The organism is Dethiosulfovibrio faecalis, from assembly GCF_021568795.1.
Taxonomy (GTDB): domain Bacteria; phylum Synergistota; class Synergistia; order Synergistales; family Dethiosulfovibrionaceae; genus Dethiosulfovibrio; species Dethiosulfovibrio faecalis.
The window spans coordinates 1-12,811 of record NZ_JAKGUE010000007.1; the positions used below are offsets into that span (position 1 = coordinate 1).

Annotated in this window: 10 protein-coding genes and 1 rRNA gene; 9 read left to right on the forward strand and 2 right to left on the reverse strand. The window is 54.9% G+C overall.

Annotation, left to right across the window (positions count from 1 at the left end; translation table 11 throughout):
• The 6 genes from rrf to L2W58_RS06625 all read left to right on the forward strand — a co-directional run.
• Positions 1-84, forward strand: a 5S ribosomal RNA gene (gene rrf, locus L2W58_RS06600); the annotation flags it as partial.
• A gap of 354 nt (positions 85-438) precedes the next feature.
• On the forward strand, positions 439-1,524 hold the full coding sequence (locus tag L2W58_RS06605) for a hypothetical protein (RefSeq protein WP_236102562.1): 1,086 nt from the start codon (positions 439-441) through the stop codon (positions 1,522-1,524).
• A 100-nt stretch (positions 1,525-1,624) separates the two neighbouring features.
• Complete coding sequence (locus L2W58_RS06610; RefSeq protein WP_236102563.1) at positions 1,625-2,638, forward strand: ABC transporter substrate-binding protein; 1,014 nt, start codon at positions 1,625-1,627, stop codon at positions 2,636-2,638.
• Positions 2,639-2,714: 76 nt separating this feature from the next.
• Positions 2,715-4,397 (forward strand): ABC transporter permease, encoded by a 1,683-nt coding sequence (locus tag L2W58_RS06615; RefSeq protein ID WP_236102564.1) that lies wholly within the window; start codon positions 2,715-2,717, stop codon positions 4,395-4,397.
• Positions 4,398-4,401: 4 nt separating this feature from the next.
• Positions 4,402-5,460, forward strand: coding sequence for an ABC transporter ATP-binding protein (locus L2W58_RS06620; protein ID WP_236102565.1), 1,059 nt, complete (start codon positions 4,402-4,404; stop codon positions 5,458-5,460).
• Between the two features lie 98 nt (positions 5,461-5,558).
• Positions 5,559-6,692: a Fic family protein gene (locus L2W58_RS06625; protein WP_236102566.1), complete on the forward strand. Its 1,134-nt coding sequence runs from the start codon at positions 5,559-5,561 to the stop codon at positions 6,690-6,692.
• A gap of 258 nt (positions 6,693-6,950) precedes the next feature.
• Here the strand turns inward: L2W58_RS06625 and pepT are convergent, their stop codons facing one another.
• Positions 6,951-8,168 carry a peptidase T gene (pepT, locus tag L2W58_RS06630; protein ID WP_236102567.1) on the reverse strand — a complete coding sequence of 406 codons (1,218 nt, stop codon included), beginning with the start codon at positions 8,166-8,168 and terminating at the stop codon, positions 6,951-6,953.
• A gap of 110 nt (positions 8,169-8,278) precedes the next feature.
• Here pepT and L2W58_RS06635 point away from each other — a divergent pair, with 110 nt between their 5' ends.
• Together L2W58_RS06635 and L2W58_RS06640 are read left to right on the forward strand one after the other, a co-directional pair.
• Positions 8,279-8,470 carry a hypothetical protein gene (locus L2W58_RS06635; protein ID WP_236100379.1) on the forward strand — a complete coding sequence of 64 codons (192 nt, stop codon included), beginning with the start codon at positions 8,279-8,281 and terminating at the stop codon, positions 8,468-8,470.
• Positions 8,471-8,484: 14 nt separating this feature from the next.
• Positions 8,485-8,727 (forward strand): hypothetical protein, encoded by a 243-nt coding sequence (locus tag L2W58_RS06640; protein WP_236102568.1) that lies wholly within the window; start codon positions 8,485-8,487, stop codon positions 8,725-8,727.
• 55 nt (positions 8,728-8,782) lie between these two features.
• On the opposite strand, the gene L2W58_RS06645 is transcribed toward L2W58_RS06640, so the two are convergent.
• Positions 8,783-10,855 (reverse strand): AfsR/SARP family transcriptional regulator, encoded by a 2,073-nt coding sequence (locus L2W58_RS06645; protein WP_236102569.1) that lies wholly within the window; start codon positions 10,853-10,855, stop codon positions 8,783-8,785.
• 183 nt (positions 10,856-11,038) lie between these two features.
• Here L2W58_RS06645 and L2W58_RS06650 point away from each other — a divergent pair, with 183 nt between their 5' ends.
• The gene (locus L2W58_RS06650; protein WP_236102570.1) at positions 11,039-12,787 is read left to right on the forward strand and encodes a methyl-accepting chemotaxis protein; all 1,749 of its coding nucleotides are present in this window, start codon (positions 11,039-11,041) and stop codon (positions 12,785-12,787) included.
• Positions 12,788-12,811: the final 24 nt, after the last annotated feature.

Consider the following 12,811-nt stretch of genomic DNA (forward strand, 5'->3'; position numbering starts at 1 on the left):
GTCCCATGCCGAACCCGGCAGTTAAGCCCTCCAGCGCCGATGGTACTGCGATTCGCTTCGTGGGAGAGTAGGTCGCTGCCAAGAGTCTTTTCTATTTTTCTACATCCAGCCCCGATCATCCTTCGATGGTCGGGGCTGGATGCGTTATGTGGGTATTTATTTCTCTTTTTTGTTGTTTTTTCTATAAGTACTTGAGTGATTCCTTATTTACTCCGAGATATATAATGAGGAGAGACTTGATGTAGACGTGAATGAGACTAGGGAGAACTGATGTTGTTTGAAGACTGATGTTATTTTTAGTAACCATTCTGGGTTAAAAACCGTATTTAGGGCCATGCTTCTGATCTTGTGCGTTTTGTCGTCTCCTTTTTTTGCGGTCCCCTGGGCGTATAGTCCAGGGGAAGATTATTACCCTCGATAGGGTTAGGAGGTTGAGTCATGCATATAGACGGTTCCAAAATGGCGGATTTCACCTGTTACAAGTGGACACCTGTTACTCATAACCGGAATAACGTTCTGCTTCCCGATGTGGATCGGGTTGAGATCTCCGAGCTGGGATCGGGGCTCAGCGACGTTCAATCGAGAGTTGAGGGGCGGGATTGGTCCGAGGCTGTGAAGGGGCTTAGGGACAACGATACCGTGGCTTTGATCGCCATGTCCGTTCAGGATGTTGGCGACACCATGGAAAGGATGAGGTCGATCTCGAAGTTGGCCGAGGATAGTTCTATCTCCAAGGAGGACAGGTTGACCCTTCAGGCTGAGATGTCCTCGCTTCAGGCGGACCTTTTCAGAAGGATCTATAGAATGGGGCTCAAGGAATGTGGCCTTTTATCCGAGAAGAGGATAGAGGAGTATCTGGCGGAGATAGATAGATACGAGGCCTCCTGTATGGCGGTTATAGATAGAGAAAGAGGTCGGATCGCCGACGGCACTGATGCCGGTCCTTTTACGGATAACGGAGACGGGACCTTCTCGGCGGATTTTTTAGGTAGCTGTCCATGTTATCTAGCTGGGCTATCCTACGACGACACCGATTATGGGGTCAAGGTGACCGGTGATCTGGAAAGCCTGACCTGTCTTTACGATGAGTGCGACGAAAAGCTGTCCTTCGAGGACTTTACGGATCAATCCAAGCTCTCGGTGATGAGCGCCGAAGACGCGGCTTGGACCACCGATTCTCTGGATAAGAGGATGGACGAGCTTCTCAAGAAGGTGGAGTCCATTTCATCTTTATACGAGCAATTAAAGGAGCGAGAGGCTCAGGATCCCGTCACTCCGGATTCGGAGGTTCCTGTTCTGGTTGGCGAGGAAAAAAAACTTATGCTCAACCATGAAACTCCAACGACCTCTCTTTTTATTTCGGATATCAGGATAATAAAACCCAAAAACCCTTCCCAGATGGTCTTCAAGATCGCCGATGCCTTTTTGAAGGACGAGCTGTTTGAGAAACTCGGGTTTAGCGATCTTATTCTGAATCGTAATCCCAAGAATCCCGACGAGATTTTTCCCGTTATGTTGATCTGATTTCCCTCTGACGGCTACCTCTTTGTAACGAAGACGTTACGTGGTATAGTTTTCTCGTTCCGATCTTTCGAGAACAAATACCTTAGGAGGTGCAACGTCCATGTCCAGATGTTCCAGGTTCCTGGCGACGATGCTCGTCGCCCTTTTCTCCTTCGTTTTCATAGCTGGAGCCATGGCGGAAGACCGCTCTCTGGTGGTCTATTCCAGCGTAGACGAGGAGAACGCCACCAACATTCTGAAGGCCTTCACCGAGGATACGGGGATAAAGGTCAATATGGTTTTTCTATCCTCCGGTCCGGCTCTCAGCCGCATCGAGGCGGAGAAGGCCAATCCTCAGGCGGACGTGTGGTTCGGGGCTCCCAACGAGAACCACATAGTTGCCAAGACCAGAGGTCTCACCCGTCCCTATGTGTCTTCCGAGGCAGAAATCTTGGCCGATAATTTCAAGGATTCGGAGGGCTACTGGTACGCTTTCTACATGAATCCTCTGGGATTCGGCGTATTGGACGAGGAGCTGAAGGATCAGGGAATATCCGTTCCCGAATCCTGGGCCGACCTCACCAAGGCCGAGTACAAAGGGATGATCCAGATGCCCTCTCCTCAGTCTTCCGGGACGGCCTACGCCATGGTACAGACCCTCATGACCGTTTTCGGAGAGGACGGGGCTTTCGACTACATGAAGAAGCTCAATCCCAACATCCAGACATATACCCAGAGCGGAACCGGCCCCAGCAAGAACCTGGCCATAGGCGAGACTGACATCGCCATACAGTTTACCCCGGCCTTCCTCAAGCTGGTCGACCAGGGATATCCGTCCAAGGTGATATTCCCCGCCGAGGGAGTCGGCTACGAGGCCGCCGCCCTTTCCATAGTGAAGGGAGCCAAGAACCTGGACGAGGCCGAGGCTCTGGTGGACTGGATAATTTCCAAGAAGGGGCAGAGTTCCCTCAGTGCCGCCAAGACCTACTTCTTCCCGGTCCGTTCCGACGTATCGGCCGGCGAGGGAGTTCCGGCCCTTTCGGAGATCACCCTTATCGATTACGACAGGGAAAAGGCCGCCAAGGACAAAAAGCGCATAGTGGAACGCTGGGTCACAGAGGTGCTGGGACAGTAGTTTTCCCCGAGTCCTCTTTCGTATAGTTCGCCCGGGGAGATCTCCCCGGGCTTTTGATTTGGAGGGAAGTGTTATCTTGCGACGAGGTATGAGAGAGCTTCGTCTGCTCTGGAGGGACCCTGTGGTCGCCCTTTTGGTGCTAGCCGTCGGGGTCGCCCTGGCTTTATTCGTCATATACCCTCTGGGGATGGTGTTGTTGAAGAGTTTTCAGGGAGACGGAGGCGGTTTTTCCCTGGAAAACTACCTTCGTTTCGGCCAGTTCTCCTATCTCAGAAACGCCCTTATGAACAGCCTTCATGTGGGGGCTCTTACCGGCATCATAGGGGTTGCCGTAGGTTATGTGGCCGCTTTGACGATGGTGAGGACCAATATACGTTGGAAGAAGATCTTGCATTTGATATTCATACTTCCGATAATAGCGCCTCCTTTCACCAGCGCTCTGTCGGTGCTGATGCTTTTCGGCTCCAACGGCCTCATCACGAGGGGGCTGCTTGGGATAAGGCACTATTCCATCTACGGTTTCAAGGGAGTGCTGATATCGCAGGTGTTCACCTTCGCTCCCGTGGCCTATCTGACCCTCCGGGGCGTCCTGGAGTCTCTGAACCCCACCTTGGAGGACGCAGCCATGAACGTGGGGGCGTCCCGCTGGCAGACTTTCCTCAGGGTCACTCTGCCTCTGAGCCTGCCTGGCATAGCCAGCGCCTTTCTAGTGGTGTTCATAGAGTCTCTGGCGGATTTCGGAAATCCTCTGGTGTTGGCGGGCAGCCGCTTTCCCATGCTGGCCACCCAGGCATATCTGGAGATAACCGGTTCATTCAACCTGCCCCTGGGGGCGGCTCTTGCGGTGGTGTTGCTGCTTCCGTCGGTGACGGCTTTCCTGATACAGCGTTATTTCCTGAGAAAAAGACAGTACACCACCGTTACGGGAAAACCGGTGGATTCCACGTCCAAACTCATAGGCCCAGGGGCAGGAGCCTTTCTCAGAGGTCTTCTGGGGTTGTTCGCCCTTTCGGTGGCGCTCTTCTACGGGGTCATAGCAGTAGGGGCCTTCACCAAGGTGTGGGGATACGATTTCACCCCGACCTTGGCCCATCTGACCTACGCTTTCCAGGTGGGAGGGGATACCATAAAGGACACCTTGATCGTGGCCCTGCTGTCCACGCCGATATCGGGGATATTGGGTATGCTGATAGCCTTCATGGTGGTCCGGCTGTCCTTTCCGGGCAAGGGGACTCTGGAGTTCGGCTCCATATTGAACTTCGCCGTTCCCGGTACCGTGGTGGGAATAGGCTATATACTGGCTTTCAACAGGCCTCCTATGGTGCTGATAGGGACCTTGAGCATTCTGGTGCTGAACTTCGTGTTTCGCTATATTCCGGTGGGGATTCAGTCCGGCGTGGCGGTGCTTCGGCAGATAGATCCGTCCATAGAGGAGGCTTCCAGAAACCTGGGGGCCGACGGTCTGACGACTTTCCGCAAGGTGACCCTGCCCCTCATAGCCCCGGCATTCTTCTCCGGGCTGGTATTCGCCTTCGTAAGGGCCATGACCGCTATCAGCGCCGCTATATTCCTCGTGTCGGCCAACTGGAACCTTCTGACGGTGCAGATCCTCAGCCAGGTGGGGTCCGGAAGGCTTGGGGTCGCGGCGGCTTTCAGTGTCATCTTGGTCTGTATCGTTCTGATCGCCGTGGCGGTCATAGGTCGACTCGTGCCGGGGCGTACCGGCGGGGCCTCGGCCATTCAGGTTCGGGAGGGTTAGTGTTATGGAGCTTCGCATATCGGGAGTCACAAAGGAATTCGACGGTTACGACGGCGCCTCCAAGGTCCGGGCTGTGGATCGGGTCGACCTTTCTGTGGAGGACGGCGAGCTGGTTACCCTGTTGGGACCGAGCGGCTGCGGCAAGACGACCCTGCTTCGCATGATAGCCGGTTTCGAGGACCCGACGGAGGGAGATATATATTTCGGCGATAAGAGGATGAACGACGTGGCCCCCAACAGGAGAAACGCCACGTTGGTGTTCCAGTCCTACGCCATCTTTCCCCATCTTAACGTCTTCGAGAACATCGCCTTCGGCCTGAAGCTCAAGAGGCTGAGCCATAAGGAGATAAAGGCCAAGATGGAGAGGGTGGTAGACCTGGTGGGGCTCCGGGGTCTGGAGAACCGTCAGCCTTCCCAGCTTTCGGGGGGACAGCAGCAGAGGGTCGCTCTTGCCAGAGCCATAGTGATGGAGCCGGAGCTGCTGCTGTTCGACGAGCCTCTGTCCAACCTGGATGCCAAGCTCAGGGAACAGATGAGGATAGAGATCCGGCGGCTTCAGAAGACCCTGGGGATAACCTCGGTCTACGTTACCCACGACCAGGCGGAGGCGATGAGCATCTCCGATAGGGTCGTGGTGATGAAGGACGGACGGATCGAGCAGATAGGCTCTCCCGTGGACCTGTACGCAAGGCCGAGAAACCGCTTCGTGGCCGATTTCATAGGCAAGGCCAACTTTCTGGAGGGGACGGTTTCCGACGGGGGGATTCTTCTGGGAGGGAGGACTTATCCTATGGATATATCCTCTTTCGAGACGGGAGAGGTGCGGCAGGTGGTGGCCCGTCCCGAGGCGGTGATTCTCTTCCGGGAGGAGGGACATTTTCCCTGCGAGGTGGTCAGGACCACTTTCCTGGGAAATCTGGTGGAGTACGAGGTGGAATGCCCCGACCTGAAGACCCTGACTGTGCATCAGGTCAACCCCATAACCGGCGAGCTCTTTCGTCCCGGCGAGTCGATCCGGGTTTCTCTGCGCCCCGACACGCTGCATCTTCTGGAAAAAGAGTGATCCTAAAGGCTATCATTTAAAATAGACCCGTTCCCCTTAAACCCTTGCTGTAGCTGAATATATGTGTTACATTTTTCGTATCAAGGGAGGCGGCAGGAATGAGAAGATATATGACCTGTAAGTTCGGGCCTTTCTACTTCAGCGAAGAGTATGACAAGGAGCTCCTGTCCCCTTCGTTGGCCGTTGCGACGATCCTCAACAAGACGGTGGCGGACCTTCCGATTCTGCCTCGGAAGGTGTCCCAATTAGAGACGGAGCTTGTCCGGCAGTCCATCTTCGGCACCGCCGCCATAGAGGGGAATCCCCTCTCTCAGGAAGAGGTCATCGGGATAATGGAGAACGACGACGTTCCCGACGTGGTCCACAAAAGCGAGATCGAAATTCGGAACCTCGTCAAAGCCTATGAAGTTCTATCGAGGATCAAGCCGGAGAAGGACCCCTTTATCCTGGAGGAGTCTCTGATCAGAGAGCTGCATCGTATAGTTACCTCAGGGGTTCCCCACCAGTTCAACGAGCCCGGCAGATATCGCAACGAGACCGTAGGTTATACGGAGGTCGGAGACAAGTCTCACGGCGGAGTTTACAGGCCCCCTCGTATATTGAAGGATATAGAGGACCTGATGAGGGAGTACGTCGAGTGGGTCAACAGCGAGGAGCTTACCTCGAAGGGGCCTTTCGTTCGGGCTATCTTGGCACATTATCATTTTTCGCTGATCCATCCGTTTTTCGACGGCAACGGCAGGACCGCCCGGCTTATAGAGGCGATCATACTTCAGGCGGCGAACGTTCGTTATGTGCCTAAGATGTTGTCCAATTATTACTATCGGAATATCGACGGCTATTACTCCGCTTTCTCCGAGACGATAAAGCTCAAGGGGAAGGACGTAACCCCTTTTTTGAAGTTTTGTCTGGACGGAGTCACCGAGTCGTTGATGGATATCAAGGATAGGATAACGGATCTGATAAAAAAACTCGTCTTCAGAGAGCACCTCGCTCAGTTGAAGGCCCAGAGGGAGATCACGGTCAGACAGTTCGAGCTTTTGTCCCTTCTGCTCGACGACCTACGGGACTTCTCTTTGAACGATCTCATGGGCGAAAGGCCTTTCTCTCTGCTTTATCGAAAGGTCACCAAACAGACTGCCAGAAGGGACGTAAAGCGTCTTGCGGAGCTCAACCTAATCGCTCAGGCCGGGGAGAACCGGTATTCCCTGAACCTGGATGCGGTGAAATAAGATCATGGGGCGTCTCTAAGAACTCACGTCAGAGTTTCCTCGGAGAGGTCGTTTCGGCTCCGACCTGTCTCGCCCAAACGTATTTCCGACCTGCCTGTTTCGTACAGACCGCCTCGGAGGGCACGTCCTGTGCCCCCTCGGCTTGGGGCGACGTCCTGTCGCCCCATTCGTACTACACGACGGCAGGTCGGAAATACGGGCTCGAATGGGCTCCTCCGAAACGACCTCTCCGAGGACTGGAGTTTTCAGAGGTGCCCCTTAAGATTGGACCGCCAGCTTGGCTATGGCTACTATCACGTCGACGGCTTTCTCCATGGAGGGTATCGGTATAAACTCGTACTTTCCGTGGAAGTTGTGTCCTCCTGTGAAAAGGTTGGGGCATGGCAGTCCCATGTAGGACAGCCTGGCGCCGTCGGTGCCTCCTCGAATCGGCTCCACCATGGGGGTTACGCCAACCTCCTCCATGGCGGACTTGGCCAGTTCGACTATGTCCATCCTGTTCTCTATGTGTTCCCTCATGTTGAGATACTGTTCCTTGAGCTTAAGAGTCGCCCTGTCTCCGAACTCTCGGTTGACCTGGTCCACCGCCCTTCGAACCGTTTCCTGTTTTTCCTCGAAGAGTTTTTTGTCGTGATCCCTTATGATGAACTTGAGGGTGGTCTCCTCGACTGTACCGTCGAAGGTGTGAAGGTGGATGAACCCCTGATATCCCTCGGTCTTCTCCGGAACCTCCGAGATCGGCATCAGACCGGCCAGCCGGGTTCCTATGTGGATCGAGTTGATCATCTGGTCCTTGGCCGTGCCGGGGTGGACGTTACGTCCCTTTATGCGGACCGTGGCTGAGGCTGCGTTGAAGTTCTCGTACTCCATCTGTCCCACCGGGCCCCCGTCCACCGTGTAGGCCCAATCCGCCCCGAAGCCCTCGACGTCGAACAGGTCGGCTCCCCTGCCTATCTCCTCGTCTGGGGTGAAGCCTATTCTGATCCTGCCGTGGGGTATCTCTGGGTGATCCTTCAGATAGGCCACGGCCGTCATTATCTCGGCTATGCCGGCCTTGTCGTCGGCCCCCAGAAGGGTGGTGCCGTCCGCCACTATGAGGTCCTGTCCCACGTAGTCGTTTAAACAGGGAAAGTCGGAGGGGGACAGCACGACCTCTCCCGCCTCGTCCAGGACGATTTCTTTCCCGTCGTAGTTTTTCACTATCCTCGGCGATACGTTTTCGCCGGACATGTCGGGGGCGGTGTCCATGTGGGCTATGAAGCCTATGGTCGGTCCCTTCTCCGTCGCGGGGAGCGTGGCGGTTACGTATCCGTTATCGTCCAGCTTAGGGTCCTCCAGCCCCATATCCGTCATCTCCTTTATCAGGAGCTTGGCTAGATCCAGCTGGCAGGAGGTGCTGGGGCAGCTGGAGGAGCTCTCGTCCGATGTGGTGTGGATCTTGGCGTATCCTATAAATCTGTCTACTAGGCCTTTCACGGGATCCCGTCCTTTCTATGCGAAAAAAGAAATATGCCCCTTTGGGGACATTCCGAATACGTCGATAGTATAATATAGGTAGACCATTTTTTTGAAAGGAGACCGGAGCTGTGGGAAAACTCATATCCCCCGATCCGGATATGTGGGGAAATCCGGTCCGAAAGGGAGCCCTGGAGGATAGGGTTCGGGAGCGAAAAGAGACGGTACGGCACGATAGAAAAAGGCTTGTCCTGACTGTGGCCATAACGGCCATACTGTTAGCCCCCTTCGTGATCGTAGCCACGAGATTTTTCTTTCGATGAAAGGAGAGGGTTTCATGTCGATAAAAGGATTTCAGATGATGATGCAGGTTCACGTTCCCATAACGGATAATCATGTTATCTCCAGAAATATAGTCCGAAATTACGGGGACAGGGAAGAGATGGAGATGGAGATGATCAACTATATCAACAACATCCGAGAGAACGATCAGATAGGTTTCGGCGACGACATTATCTTTCTCCCCTCCGGGATGGGCAAGAAAACCATCGTGGAGTTTACCTACAAGGTGGTAGACTGACAGGTTTGTCTCTAAGGCGATGACTTTTCGAGGTCATCGCCTTATCCGTCGGTAACTAGCTTTTCAGCTCCTTTTCCATCTCTTGGAGAAAACGGACTGTCCGGTTTTCCCCGTTAAGCCAGGATGCGGAAAAACGGGCCCTGCCGATGTGGCTGTTCACCTCTTCTCGGCTCTGACCCCCTGCGGCAGCGGCCAGGGCCTGCATGCCGTTGTACAGAATTCCCAGGTCGCCGTATATCACGTCGTCGACGCTCTCTCTCGCCTTGGCCGCCTCGTCCGACATGGACTTTACATCCGATTTTTTCCAGGCGATGTAGGCCAGGGCGGAGTGAAAGATCCACCTTCCGTGTCTTATCCCGCCTCCTATAAGGCGGCTGAGCCCCTTTCTTAGGCACCTTTCCGATTCTCCGAACTCGCCGGTCTCCATGGCCATTGCGGACATACCTCCCCATACCATGGCCTCCATAGCGGTATATCCGAACCCCGATGCCCGTAGGTTCTCTATCTCGGCCATTGCCCTCTCCATGATATCGATGGCCTTCTGGGGATCATTTCCGTTGGCGTTTTCCCCCTGAAGTCTGTAGCAGAGGGCTCTGGTCAGAGGGTTGTCCTTGCCTTCCCGCGTGAGCCTGTCGCTGTAATCGCCGATGGCCCGTCGGTCGCTCAGCCTTATAGCCATGAGACACAGTCCGCAGAGGGCTTCCGATGCCGTCTCGTGATCTCCCGCCTCGACGCTTTTTTCAAGGGCCAGTTCCAGCTCGGCTTTTCCCTGGTCTATGAGTCCCTTCCAGACGGAGTGGAAGCCGGACAGGCAGGTGAACATCCTGCGCTGTTGTGGGATTCGGTCTCCCCCGTAGCCCGTCTCCAGCCGCCCGAGCAGGTCTCTGATCGAGATGGTCAGATCGTCTATGTCCGAGTGGGATACGCCGTCCTCTTCCAGTTTTATCAGTACAGGATCCACTATAGGCGGGTATCCCTGGCATAGGCCGATGGAGAGCAGCCTGAGATATCTTATCCTGGTCGAGATCCTGTCCTCCAGGGAACCTCCGTTGTCTGAATGACGTATTAGATCCCTGCAATCCTGAGGTGGGGAAAAGGCCCAGACACTGCCGGGGTCTCTCAGATTCAGTATATTCCTGTGAATCAGGGCTCTTTTGAACGGGCTTATGCTTTCGTAGAGCGATAGCTCTAGCTGACCGGAGTTTATCCGTAAAGCCAGAGCCCCCTTGTTAGATGGCTGGCTGAGGGAGATAAGTCCCTTCTCCTCCAGGCTGAGAGCGCTCTCCTCCAGGCTTTTGCCGTTTCGGTTTGAACAGATCTCCAGGTCCTCGAGAGGGGTGGCCGTTCCGAAGACGGAGAGAGTCTCCAGCAGGTCCCTGTCCGAACGGGGCAGCTCTACATGATACCGTTCGTCGGTCTCTTCCGAGGGCACGTCCATGGTCCTGAATATCGATCTGTAAAGGTCTACCGTGGCGGGAGAGGGATCCAGTCCCATCTCGTCTCTCAGGGTTTTGGAGAGCTCCGTATAGGTGGCGACCACCTTGGGGAGGTTCCCCCTCCTTTTCAACGCTTTCATGAGCTCCCTGGCGATCTCCTCGTCCCATGGAGCGGCGCTCAAGGCGTTCTGCAGCAACGACGTCGCTCTCGCTTCGTCTCCCCTATCTCCCGCTTTTCGGGCTTCCGATGTGACCTCGTCCAGGTACCTCTTCCTGAGCGCATCCCTTCGTTCCTGAGTCCAGCGGTTGAAATCCTCTCCGTCGTCCAGTGAAAATCCGTCCAGGAAAGGCTGTCCCATACGTCTTAGGTCCCTCTCCGGGAGGGAGGAGAGATTCTCCATGAATTCCTGCTCGGTTTTTACTGTGTCCGGAGACAGGAAGATCCTGCTCTCCTTGGACAGCACGGCCTTTTCCTGTAGGGTCGCCCGGAGCCTGTAGAGGGCGTTTCGAAGGTTCTTCAGCGAACGGTCCTCGTCTTTATCGGGCCACAGCAGGTTGGCGAGTCTGCGGCGATCGTGACGTCCCGGCGATGTCAAAAGGTATGCCAGAGCCTCCACCTTTTTGAAGGGAAAGGTCAGAGGGGTCCCGTCTCTGGTTATGGAGGGTGAACCGAACAATCGTATGAATATCATGGTTTTCTCCTTGTTCGATATGAGAGATCTTTTCCTCGACTATGCCATATAAATCCATCCTGCGTCAAAAAAATTTTACGCTATTTGAATCGGATTATGCGTTTCTTTGACGCTTTTGAGGTAAATTGAACCTGGGGAAGCTTGTTTATATATCGCAGTTTCGTTCGAGAGGAGTGAGTTAGTGTGAATCTGCTCAGACAGGTGTCGATAAGGGTTCGACTGTTCGTTTTGGTTGGTATTATGTTGACTTTCTCTGTTTTAACTTCGGTCTATCTTGTGGGGGTGGTAGAGGATACTTGCTCCTTGACGGAGAGACTCCACAAGGTAGGTGCCATGGGGGCTGTGACCGCCTACAGGGTCTCCGACGGAATGAACCAGGCCCTCGTCAATCTATACAGGGCATTGAACGCCACCGACAAGGATAAGCGTAAGGTCTTCGGCGAGGGAATATCGAAGGGCAAGGCCGCCATGAACGACGCCCTCGGTAGATTGGGAGAGATTCCCATGTCGGACGGCGCCAGGAAGGAATACGAGGAGGCGGTAGAAGCCTCGAAGGAGTGGGTGGTCATGTTGGATTCTCTGATAGACGTGATCGACAGGGGAGAGTCCAGAGAATCATTCATGGCCATAGCCTCTTCGGGAGTAAACCTGACCGTAAGGCTCGACAAAGAGGTAAAGGAGCTCGTCGTGATAGCCTCGAACAGCATGGAGGATGTCTTCGGTGACATTCAGGATGAGACTTCCTCCTCAAAGAGGGTCGTGGTGATCGTCATAGCCGTTACGGCCCTGCTATCCCTGGCTCTGGCGTCTCTGGTCGTCCTCTCCATCTCAAGGCCGATCGACTCCATGGTCAGGAATATCAAGAAGGTCGGAGAGGAGAGGGACCTCAGCCACAGGGGCAAGGTCGTAGGTCGTGACGAGATCTCGTCCATCCTGGTGGCTCTCAACGGTTTGTTCGACGCTGTGGAGTACACCATGAAGGAAATAAAGGAGATGTCCTGCGAGCTTTCCGGACAGGCGCAGACTTTTTCCGCTACCGCCGAAGAGGCAAATTCCACCGTTGAGGAGGTCTACTCCCATGTGGATCACACCGGCGATATGGTAGGAGGCCTGGCAGCAGGAGCGGAGGAGATAAACGCCAGCGTTCAGGAGGTTGCCGCCGGGTCTCAGGCCGCGGCCAAAAAGAGCAGCGACGTGGCCGAACAGGTCGGAGAGGCTCGTCACTCCGGCGAGGACGGTCTGGAGTCGGTCAGAAAGGCGGTCAGGGCGGTTATCAAGGTTGCAGACGAATCGAGAAGCTCGATGGAGAAGGTCAAGGATCTGGGAAGCAGAGCCCAGCAGATACAGTCCTTCGTGACCGATATCGGTTCCATTGCTGATCAGACGAATCTTCTGGCCTTGAACGCCGCCATAGAGGCGGCCAGGGCAGGAGAGCACGGCAGGGGCTTCGCCGTTGTGGCGGAGGAGGTCAGAAAATTGGCGGAGGAGAGCAATTCCTCGGCGGCCAAGATATCCGATCTCGCCAAGGAGATAGCCGGAGATCTTCAGGCGGTCATAACCCTCGTGGAGGCCAACGAAGGCCAGGCCACCGAGGCCAGGCAGGACGCCGAGGGTGCGGAGGTATTTATAGGAAATATCCTTCAGTCTCTGGCCAACATAGAGGCGGCGGCCCAGGATATGGCGGCGGTCTCGGAGGAGCAGGCGGCGTCCAGTCAGGAAATATCCTCCGCCGTCCAGGATATGGCGGAGAAGACCAACGATGTCTCCGATTCCACCGGTGGTATAAGGGAACAGATGAGAGACGTTTCCTCCGTGGCGGAGCAGATAGCGATAGGGTCGGAGTCTTTGGCGGAGATGGCCGAGAAACTCCAGACGGGGGTGGACAGGTTCAAGATATCCGAGACGTCGTCTCTGGCGGTTGTAGATAAATGACGGAAAAATCGTTTTAACCGGAGA